The 16,499-nt window shown below is 51.2% G+C and carries 14 protein-coding genes, 1 tRNA gene and 1 other annotated feature; all 15 genes read left to right on the top strand.

The features are described from left to right. Positions 1 to 2: 2 nt before the first annotated feature. The 15 genes from hslO to OEL90_RS03760 all read left to right on the top strand — a co-directional run bounded on the left by hslO (position 3) and on the right by OEL90_RS03760 (position 16,444). Positions 3 to 884 carry an Hsp33 family molecular chaperone HslO gene (hslO, locus tag OEL90_RS03830; protein WP_300687185.1) on the top strand — a complete coding sequence of 294 codons (882 nt, stop codon included), beginning with the start codon at positions 3 to 5 and terminating at the stop codon, positions 882 to 884. A gap of 139 nt (positions 885 to 1,023) precedes the next feature. Further along, positions 1,024 to 1,098 (top strand) — tRNA-Gly (locus OEL90_RS03825). 83 nt (positions 1,099 to 1,181) lie between these two features. Next, positions 1,182 to 1,601: an NUDIX domain-containing protein gene (locus tag OEL90_RS03820; RefSeq protein ID WP_291403231.1), complete on the top strand. Its 420-nt coding sequence runs from the start codon at positions 1,182 to 1,184 to the stop codon at positions 1,599 to 1,601. Positions 1,602 to 1,622: 21 nt separating this feature from the next. Next, on the top strand, positions 1,623 to 2,225 hold the full coding sequence (locus tag OEL90_RS03815) for a DUF445 domain-containing protein (RefSeq protein WP_291403233.1): 603 nt from the start codon (positions 1,623 to 1,625) through the stop codon (positions 2,223 to 2,225). Between the two features lie 451 nt (positions 2,226 to 2,676). After that, positions 2,677 to 4,593: a threonine--tRNA ligase gene (thrS, locus tag OEL90_RS03810; protein ID WP_291403235.1), complete on the top strand. Its 1,917-nt coding sequence runs from the start codon at positions 2,677 to 2,679 to the stop codon at positions 4,591 to 4,593. A gap of 173 nt (positions 4,594 to 4,766) precedes the next feature. Beyond that, positions 4,767 to 5,315 (top strand): translation initiation factor IF-3, encoded by a 549-nt coding sequence (gene infC, locus OEL90_RS03805; RefSeq protein WP_307730836.1) that lies wholly within the window; start codon positions 4,767 to 4,769, stop codon positions 5,313 to 5,315. Positions 5,316 to 5,343: 28 nt separating this feature from the next. After that, a complete protein-coding gene (rpmI, locus tag OEL90_RS03800; protein WP_291403237.1) occupies positions 5,344 to 5,541 on the top strand; it encodes a 50S ribosomal protein L35 in 198 nt (65 codons plus the stop codon). Between the two features lie 19 nt (positions 5,542 to 5,560). Further along, a complete protein-coding gene (gene rplT, locus OEL90_RS03795) occupies positions 5,561 to 5,920 on the top strand; it encodes a 50S ribosomal protein L20 (RefSeq protein WP_291403239.1) in 360 nt (119 codons plus the stop codon). 243 nt (positions 5,921 to 6,163) lie between these two features. Beyond that, positions 6,164 to 7,540, top strand: a complete 1,377-nt coding sequence (locus tag OEL90_RS03790; RefSeq protein ID WP_300687183.1) for a TrkH family potassium uptake protein — start codon at positions 6,164 to 6,166, stop codon at positions 7,538 to 7,540. 19 nt (positions 7,541 to 7,559) lie between these two features. Then, on the top strand, positions 7,560 to 8,210 hold the full coding sequence (locus OEL90_RS03785) for a potassium channel family protein (RefSeq protein ID WP_291403243.1): 651 nt from the start codon (positions 7,560 to 7,562) through the stop codon (positions 8,208 to 8,210). Between the two features lie 80 nt (positions 8,211 to 8,290). Further along, on the top strand, positions 8,291 to 9,085 hold the full coding sequence (locus tag OEL90_RS03780) for a TrmH family RNA methyltransferase (RefSeq protein ID WP_291403245.1): 795 nt from the start codon (positions 8,291 to 8,293) through the stop codon (positions 9,083 to 9,085). Between the two features lie 93 nt (positions 9,086 to 9,178). Beyond that, positions 9,179 to 9,406, top strand: a binding site (T-box leader). Between the two features lie 139 nt (positions 9,407 to 9,545). Then, positions 9,546 to 10,565, top strand: coding sequence for a phenylalanine--tRNA ligase subunit alpha (gene pheS, locus OEL90_RS03775; RefSeq protein WP_300687180.1), 1,020 nt, complete (start codon positions 9,546 to 9,548; stop codon positions 10,563 to 10,565). A gap of 15 nt (positions 10,566 to 10,580) precedes the next feature. After that, positions 10,581 to 12,977: a phenylalanine--tRNA ligase subunit beta gene (gene pheT, locus OEL90_RS03770; RefSeq protein WP_300687178.1), complete on the top strand. Its 2,397-nt coding sequence runs from the start codon at positions 10,581 to 10,583 to the stop codon at positions 12,975 to 12,977. A 177-nt stretch (positions 12,978 to 13,154) separates the two neighbouring features. Beyond that, a complete protein-coding gene (gene zapA / locus OEL90_RS03765; RefSeq protein WP_291403251.1) occupies positions 13,155 to 13,697 on the top strand; it encodes a cell division protein ZapA in 543 nt (180 codons plus the stop codon). Between the two features lie 179 nt (positions 13,698 to 13,876). Further along, positions 13,877 to 16,444 carry a U32 family peptidase gene (locus OEL90_RS03760; RefSeq protein WP_300687176.1) on the top strand — a complete coding sequence of 856 codons (2,568 nt, stop codon included), beginning with the start codon at positions 13,877 to 13,879 and terminating at the stop codon, positions 16,442 to 16,444. Positions 16,445 to 16,499 lie beyond the last annotated feature (55 nt).

Below are 16,499 nucleotides of genomic sequence, written 5' to 3'. Positions count from 1 at the left end.
CAGTGGGAAAACTATATAGAGGCATGGCAGCTGATCATGCCGTGAGATTTTTTGTGACGGACACGACGGATCTGGTGGAAGAGGCAAGAAGACTGCACCAGTTGTCACCGGTTGCGGCCGCTTCCCTGGGAAGAGTGCTGACCGCAGCATCGCTGATGGGCATTATGCTGAAAAATGATACGGACAAACTGACCTTCCAGGTAAAGGGGAATGGGCCCCTTGGGGTACTGCTGGCAGTCTCCGACGCGACGGGTAATGTCAAGGGCTATGCAGGGCATCCTAGCGTCGAGCTCCCACCGAAGGAAAATGGCAAGCTGGATGTAGGCACGGCCGTGGGGTCCGATGGTGAGATGATCGTGATCAAGGATTACGGCCTGAAGGAGCCTTTTGTTGGTCGGGTTAATCTGGTTTCCGGTGAAATTGCGGAAGATCTCGCAGCTTATTTCATGTATTCCGAGCAGCAGCCTTCCATAGTCTCCCTTGGAGTCTTTGTTGGGGCGGACGGTACTGTTGAGCGCGCGGGCGGATTGGTGATACAGCCTATGCCCTTCGCGGATGATGCGGTCATTGACCAGCTTGAGGATTTAGCGGCCCACTTGCCGACCATGACGGAGCTGCTGGCGGGGTCGGAGGATATGGAATCTCTGATTGCGATCGCATTAGCGGGCTTTGATACTGAGATCACGGCAGTGACTGAAAATGTGTACCGCTGTGACTGCAGCCGAGAGAAATTTGAGCGGGGAATCATGACCCTGGGCATCAATGAAATTTCCCAGATTATTGAAGAGGATGGCAAAGCGGATGTTCACTGTCATTTTTGCAATAAAAATTATCATTTTGGTCATGATGATCTGGTGAAAATTTTAGAAATGGTAGAGATCTAACCGAGGTTTCAAGGAAGGCAGCCATGGATCAATTTAAGCCATTTCACAGTGCTAAGTAAAAAAACGAAAGAAAAACAATTTAACGTCTTGACAATATAAAGGTGCATGCGCTAATATGGTTCTTGGCAATACGTTGTAAGCGGAAGTGGCTCAGAGGTAGAGCATCGCCTTGCCAAGGCGAGGGTCGCGAGTTCGAATCTCGTCTTCCGCTCCAAATTAGTTCGTGGATGCACCAGCTCGTGAGGGCTGGTGCTTTTGTTTATATTTTTGAAGATAACAAGACCTGGAGGTGACACATTGAAAATCTTTGGAGAAGTTGAACCTCACGTCAATTATGTTTACCGTCCAGGCGCCTACGGATTATTGACCAGAGAAGGGCAAGTGGGTGTGGTAAAGGCACCCCTCGGATATTTTCTGATTGGCGGCGGCATTGAGCCAGAGGAGACGGATGAAGCCTGTCTGATCCGGGAAGGCCTTGAAGAAGCGGGCTGCATGCTCTCGGTAGGGGAGTTTCTTGAAACTGTGGACGAATATGTGATCGTCAAAGGCACAGAGATGGCCTATCATAAGCGCATCACAGCCTATAGAACGGAAATTGTGTCCTGCGGCCACGCGCAGCTGGAAACGGATCATCAGCTGATCTGGATGGATAAAGCCGCAGCAATAGAGGTCATGTATTTGAAAGGTCAGGCCTATTTAATAGAAACTTATGTATAGAGCATCAGGAGGCAGTTTGTCATGATATTGAAATTGGCCATAATGGCGCTGATTGGCGCGTTAATTGGGTGGGCTACGAACTGGCTTGCCATCAAACTCTTGTTCAGACCTTATGAACCCTATAAAGTCCCGCTTCTTCCTTTGACCTTCCAGGGGCTGATGCCGAAGCGACGCCACGAAATTGCCCGCAATGTAGGTCAGACAGTGGAACGCGAACTGGTCACCGTTGAGGAAATAGTAGATAAAATGATTGAAGATCTGGATAAAGAAGAAATCGTCCGGATGGTGAAAACTAGAGTGACACAGATTGCGGAACAAAAAATGCCGTCCATTATTCCAGGCGCTTTCAGAGGCATGATTTTTAAGTATATTGAGGAAGCCATTGATGAGAACGCTGACGCGGCCATTACCGAAATCAGCGAACAGGTGGTACACCGTGCCGCAGAAAAAGTCAGTATCGGGACGCTGGTTGAAGAAAAAATAAACGACTTTGATTTTAGAAAGATAGAAGCGATCGTCTTTGATGTCGCCAGCAAAGAACTCCGTCATATCGAATGGCTTGGCGGTGTGATAGGCTTTGTCATAGGTCTGCTCCAGGGAAGTCTGGTTCTGTTTGTCTTGTAGACAACTTTGTCTTGACAACACTTCTCAACAGGCGTAACATTAGATAAGAAAATCAGGTTGCGATGAGGAAGACGAGTACTTTTCAGGACCCCTTCAGAGAGCGGATGCCTTGGCTGTGAGCATTCGCGGGCAGGACTGTCAGGGAACACTAACTTCCGAGCACCGTCCAATTAGGTCGTTTCCAGAACCGAAAAGATGGCGTATGCCGCGTTAAGGCAGATCGAGCTGGCCCGTCTTGCTGTATGCGGGCAACTTGGGTGGAACCGCGAGTAACTCTCGTCCCATGACTGATGTTTGTTTTCAATCATCTTTCCATGCGACCGGAGTTTTTTTATTTACAAAATTTTGAAACTTCGCGACTAAAAGTAAATCGCTTGGGGTTTGGGGATTGAATACCATCGGCTAAAATTTTCTTATGAATTTATTTGAAATCTTGAAGGAGGTAACAAAAATGGCAAAAGTTAAATTGACGCTTAAGGACGGCTCAGTCCGTGAAGTTGAACAAGGGACGACGCTGTTTGAAGTCGCTAAGGAAATCAGCGGCCGCCTGGCAAAGGAAGGCTTGGTGGGCACTGTTAACGGCAACGTGGTCGACATGTTTTACAAGCTTGAGGAAGACGCAGAAATTGAGATCTTGAAATTTGAGGAAGAGGATGGCGAAGACGCATTCCGTCATACGTCCTCCCACATTTTAGCCCAGGCGGTTCAGAGATTGTTCCCTGGAACTCAGCTCGCTATAGGACCTGCCATTGACAACGGATTCTACTATGATTTCGATTCCGAGCACGTTTTTACGGAAGAGGATTTTGCGCTGATTGAAGAGGAAATGAAGAAAATTGTCAAGGAAGCCTATGAGATTGAACGATTTGAGCTTCCCAGGGATGAAGCGGTCAAGTATATGGAGGAAAAGGGCGAGCCGTACAAGGTGGAGCTGATCCGGGACCTTCCTGAAGACGAAATCATCTCCTTCTACAAACAGGGTGAGTTTGTTGACCTGTGCGCCGGTCCTCACGTTCCTGCTACGGACAGAGTCAAGGCCATTAAAGTCCTGAGTGTCGCAGGCGCTTACTGGCGCGGGGATTCCAGCCGCAAGATGCTGCAGCGCGTGTATGGGACGTCTTTCCCTAAAGCCAGCCAGCTCGAAGAGTACATCACTCGCCTCGAAGAAGCGAAGAAACGCGACCACCGCAAGCTCGGAAAAGAACTCAAACTGTTCGCCCTGCTTGAGGAAGGACCAGGCTTCCCGTTCATCCTGCCAAAGGGCATGGTTGTCAAGAACGAACTGATGAAATACTGGAGAGATGTCCACGACCGCGCCGGCTATGTGGAGATTGAGACGCCAATCATGCTGAACCACCACCTCTGGGAGACTTCGGGACACTGGTACCATTATCGCGACAACATGTATACGCTGACTATTGATGAAGAGGATTTCGCGGTTAAGCCTATGAACTGCCCGGGCAGCATGCTCGTTTACAAAACGGAAATGCGCTCCTACAAGGATTTTCCACTCCGCGTGGGTGAGGTAGGCCGTGTTCACAGACACGAGCTTTCCGGAGCCCTTCACGGGCTGATGCGCGTTAGAGCGTTCACCCAGGACGACGCGCACATCTACATGCTGCCTGAGCAAATCAAGGATGAAATTAAAAATGTCGCGCATCTCGTCGATGAGGTGTATACGCAGTTTGGCTTCAAATACCACGTAGAACTTTCCACGCGGCCGGAGGATTCAATGGGTTCGGAAGAGGAATGGGACTATGCGGAGACGGCGCTCAAGGCAGCGCTTGAAGAAGCGGGCATGAAATACAAGCTCAATCCGGGAGATGGCGCTTTCTACGGCCCAAAAATTGACTTCCATCTTGAGGACTGCATTGGCAGAACGTGGCAGTGCGGCACGATCCAGCTGGACATGCAGATGCCGCAGCGCTTTGATCTGACGTATATTGGCAGAGACGGCGAGCGTCACAGACCAGTCATGATCCACCGTGTCGTTTACGGGTCTATTGAACGCTTCATGGGCATTTTGATCGAGCACTTCGCGGGCAAGTTCCCTACATGGCTCTCTCCGGTTCATGTCAAAATCCTTCCGGTTGCGTCACGTCACGCGGAATACGGGGAATCCATCATGAAGACTCTGAAGGCGAAAGGCCTCAGAGTTGAGCTGGATGACCGAAGTGAGAAGGTCGGCTACAAGATCCGCGAAGCTCAGCTTGAAAAAGTCCCTTATATGCTGGTCGTCGGTGATAAAGAGGTTGAAGATGGAAATCTTTCTGTCCGCTCCAGAGACCGCGGCGAGCTTGGCGTCTTCAGTGTCACTGATTTCGCTGATTTGGTGGCGGCTGAGGTTTCGGAAAGAAAATTCTATTAATCGTGCTTGACACGTCCCCATAGGACGTGATATGATACGACTGTTGTTAATCAAGAAGAAGCTCGCTTCTCACCCGGCTGCATTGGCACGCCTGGGTTCATAAAAGACACACAGTTGACGTTTGGGCTCAAGTTGGGCCTGGATGATTCTTGTCTTTTAAGCGGGTTTCTTACTTGGAAACCCGCTTTATTTTTTCAGGAGGTGCGAGGAACATTAACAAAAAGACTGAGATCAATGAAGCCATACGTGACCGCGAGCTCCGAGTTATCGGTGAGGATGGGGAACAGTTCGGCATAATGTCCGCCAAGGAAGCCTTGGAACTGGCAGCCGAGAAAAAGCTCGATCTGGTCAAGATTGCGCCGCAAGCTGTACCGCCAGTCTGCAGAATCATGGACTATGGCAAACACAAGTACGAAATGTCAAAGCGCGACAAAGAAGCACGCAAAAAGCAAAAGACGGTAGAAATTAAAGAGGTTAGACTTGGCCTTAACATCGAGGAGCACGACCTCGAAACAAAAGCCAAGAACGCTGAAAAGTTCCTTCAAAAGGGCGACAAGGTCAAGGTTTCACTCAGATTCCGCGGCCGTGAAATGGGGCATGCACACCTTGGAGAAGCCGTCATCAAACACTTTGCTGAAATGATTGCTGACAGCGGAGATATCGAGAAGAAGCCGTCCCTCGAGGGACGTACTCTCGTAGCGATATTTACACCTAAAAAATAATTTGTTGATTTGAAGGGAGGAAACGAGCATGCCAAAGATGAAGACACACAGAGGCTTGGCAAAGCGCGTTAAAGTAACTGGTAGCGGTGGACTGAAGCGGTCCCATTCACACACGAGCCATATCCTGACTAAGAAGACGCCTAAGAGAAAGCGTAATCTCAGAAAAGCAACCATGGTTTCCAAAAGCGACATGAAGCGTATTAAAACGCTGTTGCCTTATTCTTAAGATCAGGAGGATTTAAATAATGGCTAGAGTTAAAAAGGCGTTAAACGCCAAGAAAAAACATAAAAAAGTTCTCAAACTGACCAAGGGTTTCTACGGCCAAAAGAGCAAAGTCTTCAGAGCTGCTAATCCTGCAATGATGCGTTCCCTTCGTTCTTCTTATGTTGGAAGAAAGAACCGCAAGAGAGATTTCAGAAAACTTTGGATCGCTCGTATCAATGCAGCTACTCGCCTCAGCGGCATGAGCTACAGCAGATTCATGAACGGTCTTAAAGTTGCCAACATTCAGATCAACCGCAAGATGCTTTCTGAAATGGCAATCCATGATCCGGCTGGCTTCGCTAAGCTGGTTGAGACTGCGAAAGCAAGCCTCGCGAAGTAATTTTCGCGGCTGAAGTTAGAATTAAAAAGACAAACTGTCTGCATCAGCAGACAGTTGGACCAAAAGCCACTGCGTTTGCGCGGTGGCTTTTGTTATGGTGGATGAAAATGGAAGGAAGCGGGGGTCAATAGGCATAAGCCGCAATAGGTATAAGTCGCAATAGGCATACGCCGCTGATACCTTCTTCCCATAATAAAAGTATGCTATAATGCTTTTAGTTTGAGTGTCGAATGAGGTGAGTCCATGAAAACATGGCTTGGATACGCAAAGCGCGTGCAAAATGATAAAATGATTAACCTGAATCCAGCCCAGGTGCTGGCTTTAGGGTTCAGTGGCGTCATCCTGCTGGGGGCACTCCTTCTCGATCTCCCACTTGCGTCTAAGTCTTTTGAAAGCGTTGGATTTATTAACGCGTTCTTTACAGCGACTTCGGCGGTGTGTGTCACAGGACTCGTCGTGGTGGATACCGCGACGCACTGGACGCTTTTTGGCCAATTGGTCATCCTGGTGCTGATTCAGATTGGCGGCCTTGGATTTATGACTATGGCGACCATGTTCGCGCTGGTCGTTGGCAAAAAGATTTCTTTGAAAAGCAGGCTGGTCATGCAGGAGGCGCTCAGCCATCAGAATATTTCAGGTGTCGTCCGCGTCACCAGAAATGTTTTAATCATGACTTTCTCAATTGAAGCCCTCGGGGCCTTAATTTTGTCAACGAAATTTGTCCCTGAATTCGGGATGGGACAGGGGGCTTTCCTTTCTATATTTCATTCGGTTTCGGCCTTTTGCAACGCAGGCTTTGATTTAATGGGGAATTTCAATAGCCTGACGGCTTACGTGACAGATCCGGTGGTCAACTTTACCATCATGGGCTTGATTGTGACCGGGGGACTCGGCTTTACTGTATTGTCAGACCTTGTCCTGAAAAGAAATTTCAAGACTTTGAATCTGAATACGAAATTGGCGGTGACGGTGACGGCGGCATTGATCGCCATCGGCACACTATTTTTCTTTTTTGTTGAGTACAGCAATCCGGATACTCTCGGAAATCTCAGTATGCTCGAAAAGTGGATGGCAGCCATGTTTCAGTCCGTGACGCCAAGAACAGCCGGCTTCAATACGCTGGCTATCGATAAGCTGACCATGAGTTCGCTTCTAATGACCATTGTACTGATGTTCATAGGCGGTTGCCCGGCTTCGACAGCGGGCGGAATCAAGACGACGACCTTTGGTCTGATCCTGTTCAACATTGGATCTGTCATAAGCGGTTATGAAGAGACCGTCATGTTCAAGCGGCGGGTTTCCCAGGTTTACATCAGCCGAGCCCTTGCTTTGATGTCGCTGGCGCTGGCGCTTGTGATCATTGTCACCATGATTTTGTCTTTCAATGAGAGAGAATTTGAATTTATGGCGCTCTTGTTTGAAACGGTTTCTGCCTTTGGCACAGTGGGTCTGAGTACGGGTATAACGCCTTTGCTGAATGACAGCAGCAAGCTCGTGCTTGCTGTGACCATGTTCTTTGGACGACTGGGTCCAATGACCTTGGTTATGGCTCTGGCTAGACGCCAATCCATGAACCGGGCGCTTGTGCGTTATCCTGAGAGCAAAGTCAACGTTGGTTGATTAATGAGGAGGCCTTCATTTGAAAAAACAATTTGTTGTCATCGGCTGCGGCCGGTTTGGAAGCAGTGTTGCCATGAAGCTCACCGAGCTCGGTGAAGAAGTCATGGTGGTTGATAAGAACGAGGAAATTATTCAGACAATTTCGGAGTCTGTCACTTATGCGGTCCAAGCGGACGCCACGGATGAGCAGACCATCCGTTCCCTCGGCATCAGGAATTTTGACGTCGCGGTGGTTACGATTGGATCCGACATTCAGTCCTCCATTCTGATCACGCTCATGTGTAAAGAGCTGGGGGTCAAATACGTGATCTCCAAAGCCCAGAACGAGCTGCACGGAAAGGTTTTATACAAGACGGGCGCGGATCGCGTGGTCTTCCCTGAGCGGGAAATGGGCATCAAAATAGCGAAAAATCTGGTGTCTGACAATATTTTGGATTATATCGAGCTGGCGCCGGATTACAGTATTGTCGAAATTGTGGCGCTGGATCACTGGATTGGGAAGAACCTCAGGCAGCTGAACCTGCGGGCCAGATACGGGATCAACGTCATGGCGGTCAAGCAGGGGTTTGACATCAAAGTCGCTGTGGGCCCGGACGAAGTGATTCGCGAAGGGGATGTATTGGTCGTTATTGGTCACAATGATGATTTGAACCGGATCGACAAGTCATAAGCAGTCCTGCTGCCCCGCGTTTGCATGTTTATGCCGATGGTCTGCTGGCGCCAACCCTGACCTGAAGGGAGTACTGATTAATGAAGCACATATCATCTTCACAAAATGAAATCTACAAAGGGTATAAGAATTTACTTACTAAAAAGCACCGTACTCAGCAAGGGCTGTTTCTGATTGAAGGTGTCCGTTTAGTGCGCCATGTGATGGCCCGGGGATGGCCGCTCCGCGATTTGATCCTGGACCAGAGGGAAGCAGATCGCATTGAGTTTATTCATCTATCGCAGGAAGCTGAAAGCCAGGGCATAAATGTGACCATTCTCGAAGGCGAATTGTTTGAAGTCTTGTCTGAAACTGTCCATTCACAGGGCTGTCTCGGTGTCGCAGAAATGCCGGAGCTTGCGCCCCGGCCGCTGGAAGGCAGTTTGTTTCTGGCTCTGGATCAAGTCCGCGACCCTGGCAATCTCGGGACAATCCTCAGGACCTCTGATGCGGCGGGCGTGGAGGGGGTTCTTCTTTCTAAAGGCTGTGTGGAGCCGTTCAACGAAAAGGTCGTGCGCTCGACAATGGGTTCTATCTTTGATGTGCCTTTAGTTCAGTGTCCGGATTTTGCGCAGGCGCTGGTGGATTTTCGGTCAAAAGGCTTTGAGATTGCAGTGGCGGTCCTCGAGGATTCAGAGGATTACGCCCTTTACGACTGGACAAAGCCTACAGTATTGGTCATTGGCAACGAAGCAGAGGGAATCTCTGAAGAGATTCAGGCTTTGGCGACACAGCGCCTCAGGATTCCAATCCGCGGCGGCGCGGAGAGCCTAAACGCAGCTATTGCAGCGGGGGTAATTCTTTTCGAAGCCACACGCCAACGACGGAACTCGTGAAACGTCTGAAAAGCGCAGCACAGCGTTGTCAAGGGGAAAAGTAACTCTTGCATCCTGGCATTTCATTATGCTATAGTATTTACAATTGAAATGAAGCAAGCAATGACGGAGAGAGTAGTCCATAGCTCAGATCTTCAGCGAAAAAGGAATGGTGGGAGCCTTTTGGTTTGATTTGGATGAAGTTCACTCCTGAGCTTTTTTGGTGAAAATTTTAGTAGCTGAAAACGTCCTGTCCGCGTTAAGGACTGTCAATGAGTGGCAAAGCGATTATGTCGCCGCGTCAATTGGGTGGTACCACGGAGTATAATCTTCGTCCCTTTGGGATGGGGATTTTTTTATTTGTCCAAAAACATCCAATTTAACCGGAACATCAAGTGATGGCTGGTGGGGGTGCGGGTGAGATGACCATCGGCAAAAAACCGCACTGGCATGAAGATGAAAACTGAGAGGAGATGTACTCATGAAAGACAATGTTCAGAGCATGTTGACGCAGGCCCTGTCCGAGATTAATGGCGCCGCGGATTTGACGGCGATTGAAGCCCTGCGCGTCAAATACCTCGGGAAAAAGGGCGAGGTGACAACGCTGCTGAGATCCATGGGCGCGGTGGCGCCTGAAGACCGGCCGGAGATGGGCCGCATCATCAATGAGGCCAGAGAGGCTATTGAAGCGGCACTTGAGTCGGCGAAAGAGGTTAAGTCAGCGAGTGCTCTCAATGACAGGCTGATTCAGGAGCAGATCGACGTGACCCTTCCCGGTGTGGCGAAAAAACGCGGGCATCTGCACCCGCTGACGGTGGTTATGAATGAGATTCAGGACATCTTTATAGGTATGGGCTTCAAGGTCGCTGAGGGTCCCGAAGTCGATACGGTTTACAATAACTTTGACGCGCTGAATTCTCCGGCGGATCACCCGTCCAGGAGTCTCTCGGATACGTTCTACATCACTGAGGAGATCCTCCTCAGAACACAGACGTCTCCGGTTCAGGTCAGAACTATGAAAGCAAGCAAACCGCCCATCAAAGTCATTTCGCCGGGCCGCTGCTTCCGCTTCGACGAGCTGGACGCCACGCATTCCCCAATGTTTCACCAGGTCGAGGGCCTGGTGGTGGATGAGAACATCACCATGGCTGATCTGAAGGGCACTCTGGATGTCTTCGCCAAGCGCATGTTTGGCGAACAAACCAAGACGAAGTTCCGCCCGCACTACTTCCCGTTCACAGAGCCTAGTGCCGAAGTGGACGTCACCTGCTTCAAATGCGGCGGCAAGGGCTGCCGGGTCTGCAAGGGCAGCGGCTGGATCGAAATCCTGGGCTGCGGCATGGTGCATCCAAACGTTCTTGAAGAGTGCGGCATTGACTCTGAAAAGTACAAGGGCTTTGCCTTTGGCATGGGTCTTGACCGAGTGACCATGCTGAGACTTGAGATTGACGACATCCGTCTGATGTTTGAAAATGACATGCGTTTCATTGAACAGTTTTAGGAGGGCGAGAAGATAATGCTGGTACCTATAGCGTGGTTAAAAGATTATGTGGAGATCGAGGATCTCTCACTGACCCATTTTGAAGACCGTATGGTCATGTCCGGCTCCAAGACTGAAGCGATTTCCGAAGTCTGCCAGGGCATCAAAAATATTGTGATTGGTAAAATTACTGAAGTTAAGCGCCACCCTGAAGCGGACAAGCTTTGGGTCATGCAGGTGGACATTGGCGAGCGCGTGACACAGATTGTCACAGGCGCTGATAACTGCTTTGAGGGCGCCTATATTCCCGTGGCGGTCCATAACTCCTGGATCTGCGGCGGCGTCAAGATCAAGAAGAGCAAGCTCAGAGGCATTGACTCGGATGGCATGCTCTGTTCCTTGGAAGAGCTCGGCTTTGCGGATAACGTCATTCCAAAGAAATTTGCCGATGGTATCTATATCCTCGACGGACCGCTCCCCCTTGGCGCGCCTCTCCAGGAAGCGGTGCCGGAGTTCGCGGATCAGGTCGTTGAATTTGAAATCACGCCTAACCGCCCGGACTGCCTCAGTATGCTTGGGATCGCCCGTGAAGCGGCTGCGACTTTTGAGCGTCCGAAGCGTGACATTGCACGAGTCGATGTTCCGGAGAAAGGAGACATCAACGAGGTCGCGTCTGTGGAAATCCTGGACGCGGACCTTTGCCCGCGTTACGCGGCCAAAGTGGTTCGCAGTGTCCGGATCGCGCCATCCCCTATGTGGATGCAGCTCAGATTGATGAAGGCGGGCGTTCGCCCGATCAACAATATTGTCGACATCACGAACTATGTGATGCTGGAGTATGGCCAGCCAATCCACGCCTTTGATTCCGATACCCTTGGCGGCGGCAAGATCATTGTCCGCAGAGCCCATGAAGGTGAGAAGATCGTGACGCTGGACAGCGTTGAAAGAACTCTGGACCACGAGACGCTGGTCATCGCTGACGCGACGCATCCGGTTGGACTTGCGGGCATCATGGGCGGGGAAAATACGGAGATCACGGATCACACTAAAAATATTCTGATCGAAGTCGCCTCCTTTGACAAGACGAATATACGCCGCAGCTCCAAGGCCCTTGGACTGCGTACCGAGGCGTCGGCGCGCTTTGAAAAAGGCGTGGCCCACTGTCATGTCATGCCGGTTGTCGACCGGGTGGTTCAATTGATCCATCAGCTCGATGCCGGGGATGTCGTCGGCGGTGTCATTGACGTCTATCCAAAGCCACTCGAAGGTAAAGAGATTGTGGCGCGTCCGGCGCGGATCAACGCGATCATCGGCACAAAGCTCTCTGAAGAGGCCATCAAAGGCTATCTGGAGCGTCTTGAAATCGTGTGCACGCTGGAGAATGGCCTGCTGCGCTGCCAGGTGCCTGCGCACCGTCTGGACCTTGAAAAGGAAATCGATCTGGTAGAGGAAGTCGCCAGAATGTATGGGTATGACGTCGTCGACACGACACTGCCTCACGACGCGTCAACAGGTGGACTGAATTATAATCAGACTCTCGTGGCGGCTGCGCGGGCTCAGCTCACAGCGGACGGCTACAATGAAACGTCGACTTATTCCTTTGTCAGCCCATCCCAGCCGGACTGGCTGAATCTCCCTGAAGACGCGCCTGAGCGGCTGCAGATCAGGCTGATCAATCCGCTTGGGGAAGAGTACAGCGTCATGAGAACAACGCTGGCGGCGAACCAGCTTGAGGTATTGGCGAGGAACTTCAACCGCCGTCTGCCTGCAGTGCGGTCTTTTGAGATTGGGTACCGCTTTATTGCGGCGTCTCTGCCGCTGCAGGAGCTTCCTGAAGAGCGCCAAACCCTGGTCATGGGGGCTTTTGGACCGACAGAATCCTTCTTCACCTTGAAAGGCAGTGTGGAGAATCTTTTGGATCTTTATGGCATTCAGGGCGTCGAGTGGCGTCCAATGACGACCCACACAAGTTATCACCCGGGCCGCTGTGCCCAGGTCTTCCACGGCGACTGCTGCCTTGGCACAGTGGGCGAAGTGCATCCTAAGGTCGTCGAAGCCTTTGGCTTTGAAGGCAAGGCTTATCTGGCAGAGCTCGAGCTGGCCTGGATGATAGAAAAATCGAACCTCGACCGAAAATATAATCCGCTGCCTAAGTTCCCGGCTATGTCCAGAGATCTGGCTGTCCTCGTCCGGGATGAGGTGACCAACGCGGAGATGCTGGAGATCCTGAAGCAAAACGGCGGAAAGATTCTGGAGAGCGTCGCGCTGTTTGACGTCTATAAAGGCAAGCAGATTGAAGCAGGACACAAGTCCATGGCCTATGCGCTGGTATACAGAGCAGGGGACAGAACTTTAACGGATGCTGAGGTCAGCAAGGTCTTTGAGGCACAGCTGGCAGCACTTTCCACAGCGGTTGGCGCGAAGCTGAGATAAAGATAATTATTTATACTTTCTTGTATGAGGTTGAAGGGAATTTGAAATGGGTATCGAATAGATAATTCGAATGACTCCGGAAGCGTCGACGTGCGCAGTGCGCTCGTCGACGCTTCCGGAGTGGACCTATTCAATACACCGGAGTTATAACGCACAGCAGGAAAGGGGTCGGATGAAATGCCGGACAAAAATAAAGTCGTCGTCCGCATCATGGGACACGAATATACATTGGTCAGTGAAGATACCAGGGAATATATGCAGCGCGTGGCCAATGTCGTGGACGACAAAATGAAGGAAATTGCTTCTGCCAACAAGAAACTCAGCACCTCCATGATCGCCGTGCTGACGGCCCTCAACGCCACAGATGAGTATCTCAAGATCGTTATGCGAAATGAGGAACTTGAAAAGCGGATTCAGGACCCTACAATCAATCAGCAGGAAGTTCAGGATAAAATTGACGCTCTGCACAGGAATTACGAGCTGAAAAGCCTTGAATATGAGCGGCTGGCTACGGATTTTGACAAGTTGTCACAGAGTGCCAGAGAACACGACAAGACTATTGTGGCATTGAAGCTGAAAATTGAAGAACAAAGCCGTACGATCAGCGAGCGGGAGAGCAAAGTTATTGTTCTGGAATCCGAGAAAGCGGAGCTTTCTGAGCAGTTAGCGCTGAAGGAACGGGAACTCGTCGATTTTCTCGACAGTTTTCAGGAAGGCTGATACAATGAAGTGGCGGGACTGTTTCCGCCACTTTTTTATGATACGGGAAAAGAGAAACTCGGTGTCAGACACCAAGTTTCTTTCTCAATGAAACTCGGTGTCAGCGGCTTAAGCCTATCAACCCCGAGTTTCACTGAATTCAATTTACTCATAACACCACTTGAGAGAAGGGGACCACTATGTCCAAATTTGAATTACTGGCGCCAGCCGGGAGCAGGGCGTCTTTTGAAGCAGCGCTCAAAGCAGGCGCGGATGCCATATATCTGGGCGGAGACGCCTTTGGCGCTCGTCACAGCGCTGCGAACTTTGACGACGCCTCTCTGTCAGAAGCGGTGCGGGATGCGCATTTGCTTGGCGTCCGTGTTTACCTGACCGTCAATACCTTGGTCTATGACCATGAAAGAAATGCCCTGGAGGCCTTTCTGGACAGGATGGCCGTAATAGGTCTGGACGCTTGGATTGTCCAGGATTTTGGGGTACTGGAATGGGCCAGAAGCCGTTATCCACAAATGGAAATCCACGCCTCCACGCAAATGGCGGCGCAAAACGTTGAGGACGTCAAGGCGCTTACAGCGCTGGGGGTCAAACGCGTTGTCCTGCCCCGTGAAATGCGTCTTGAGGAAGTGCGGACTATATATGATCAGACGGACGCGGAGCTGGAGCTCTTCGTCCATGGCGCGCTGTGTGTGAGCGTATCGGGCCAGTGCTACATGAGCAGCATGATTGGGGGCCGCAGCGGCAATCGAGGACAGTGTGCCCAGTCCTGCCGTCAGGCTTATGATTTGATTGATCTGGAGACCGAGGAGAGTGTCGGCGGCAACACCGGCATATACCGTCTCAGTCCAAAGGACCTGAATACGCTGGATCACATAGGCGACATAATGGATGCCGGCGTGACCTCGCTGAAAATTGAAGGCCGCATGAAAGGGCCGGAATTCGTCTATCAGACCGTCAAAGCCTACAGGACAGCCATAGACCGTCATTTGAAGGGCGTAGCCTTTAGCGCTCAGGAAATTGAAGAGACGGACAGAAGTCTGGAGAAGATTTTTAACCGTGGATTTACCAAAGGCTGGGTCCTGGGGGAGCGCGGCGACAGCTTTTTGAGCGCTGAAATTCCAGGCAACCAAGGCCTCCCGGTGGCAAGAGTGAATCGTTTTGACGCCCGGGCGGAGGAGGTCGAGGTCGAGCTCCTCGAAGACCTCGCTGTCGGTGACGAGCTCCAGATCCGCAGGGGCAAGGAAAGCAGCGGCTGCCGAGTGGAGTATATCCTCCATAAAGGGCAGAGAGTCAAAACTGCCGTAAAAGGACTTCAGGTCAGAATCAATTACAAAGCAGCCTGTCATAAAGATGACCTCCTGAGACGGACCTATGACAAGAAGGAAATGGACCGTCTGCAGGCAGAGATTCACGAGCGCGCCAGGCGAATCCCGGTCAAGGTCTCAGCGGTCTTAAAGACAGGTTTGCCGCTGGAGGTATGCCTGACGGATACTCAGGGGCATCAAGGCTGTGCAGTCTCCGAAATGCCGGCCGAAACTGCCATTAAGAAGCCGCTGGATCGGGAGAGGCTGCTTGAGCAGCTCTCCAAGCTGGGTACCACGGCTTATGAAGCCATTGAATTCGAGTTGTCGCTGGACGAGACCTCCACGCTGCCAATTAAAGTCATCAATGAAACCAGGCGGCTGGCAGCGGAGCAATTGGACGCGGCGCGCACACAGTCCATGGCTGTGCTGGTTGAGAAGTCGCAGGCGGCAGAATTCGACACACCTGAAGAAATTGCAGAAGTGCCGGCGACGTCTGCAGCACTTGAGGCGACAACGACAATGATATTAAAAGCAACGGCTATAGAGTCGAAAAACCAGGGTGAAACCGAGACTGAAACCGAGCCCGGAACCGCTGAACCCGGCACAAGTGAAGCTGAGGTCAAGAGGCGAGAGATTGCGATTACCCTTTGTGCTTCAGTTCCCGACCTGGGCAGACTGCATTTGGCTCTGGAGGCCGGTTTAAAAGAGGTTTATTTCAGAGGGCCACTGAGTGATTTGGAACAGGCTCAAAGTCTGGCTCAGCGCTACCAGGCGAGTCTCTCGTGGCAGTGGTCCAGGCCGAACACCAGCCGCATGGTGGAAAAAAATGCTGAGATTCTCAGTCGTTTGAAGCCAGCGCGCATGGTTGTGAATTCCCCCGGCTTGATTGGCTGGGCGAAGCAGTTTGCGGAACATGTGACTGCAGATTATGGCCTTAATGTGTTGAATGCCGGCTCAGAGCGCGTGGTCAGGGGGCTGGGCGCTGAAGTGGTCACCTTGTCTCCGGAGCTGACGGTGGAAGGTATAGAGACCATCGGCAAAAACGCCTTAGGTGCCTTGGAAATCATAGGGTTTGGGCACCTGCCGGTCATGGTGACGCCACACTGTCCTATCCGCACGGGGCTTGGGGGGCCGGCTCAAGGCTGCGCGCTTTGCAGCGGGAAGGCTTACGGTCTGCGGGACAAGACGGGGGCGATTTTTCCCGTCGTGAAAACGGGGCCGTGCTGGACAGAGGTCTTGAACAGCCGCGTGCTGGATTTGTCGGATCAGCTTGAGAGGCTCAGCGCTGCGGGGGTCACCCGTTACAGGCTGCATTTTACCATTGAGTCGCCGGACGAGATCATGGACCTCGTGCTGGCCCATCAAGAGCGGATTCAGGGCAAACGGACGCCTATTCGTACCGAGTTTCCTAGAACCCACGGGCACTTTTTCAGAGGGGTTTATTAGGTCGGCCCATGGCAGTGTCTTCTATAAATGCTTGTGCATAGTAAATTTGAATTAT

Source organism: Acidaminobacter sp., assembly GCF_030247605.1.
In the GTDB taxonomy this organism is placed as follows: Bacteria; Bacillota; Clostridia; order Peptostreptococcales; family Acidaminobacteraceae; genus Acidaminobacter.
This window is presented reverse-complemented; position numbering and strand designations above follow the sequence as displayed.

What these genes read in the sequence shown, in the direction of transcription:
- OEL90_RS03815 (WP_291403233.1), top strand. Translation starts at nt 1,623, where the DNA reads ATGATATTGAAATTGGCCATAATGGCGCTGATTGGCGCGTTAATTGGG.
- thrS (WP_291403235.1), top strand. Translation starts at nt 2,677, where the DNA reads ATGGCAAAAGTTAAATTGACGCTTAAGGACGGCTCAGTCCGTGAAGTT.
- rpmI (WP_291403237.1), top strand. Translation starts at nt 5,344, where the DNA reads ATGCCAAAGATGAAGACACACAGAGGCTTGGCAAAGCGCGTTAAAGTA.
- rplT (WP_291403239.1), top strand. Translation starts at nt 5,561, where the DNA reads ATGGCTAGAGTTAAAAAGGCGTTAAACGCCAAGAAAAAACATAAAAAA.
- OEL90_RS03790 (WP_300687183.1), top strand. Translation starts at nt 6,164, where the DNA reads ATGAAAACATGGCTTGGATACGCAAAGCGCGTGCAAAATGATAAAATG.
- OEL90_RS03780 (WP_291403245.1), top strand. Translation starts at nt 8,291, where the DNA reads ATGAAGCACATATCATCTTCACAAAATGAAATCTACAAAGGGTATAAG.
- pheS (WP_300687180.1), top strand. Translation starts at nt 9,546, where the DNA reads ATGAAAGACAATGTTCAGAGCATGTTGACGCAGGCCCTGTCCGAGATT.
- pheT (WP_300687178.1), top strand. Translation starts at nt 10,581, where the DNA reads ATGCTGGTACCTATAGCGTGGTTAAAAGATTATGTGGAGATCGAGGAT.
- zapA (WP_291403251.1), top strand. Translation starts at nt 13,155, where the DNA reads ATGCCGGACAAAAATAAAGTCGTCGTCCGCATCATGGGACACGAATAT.
- OEL90_RS03760 (WP_300687176.1), top strand. Translation starts at nt 13,877, where the DNA reads ATGTCCAAATTTGAATTACTGGCGCCAGCCGGGAGCAGGGCGTCTTTT.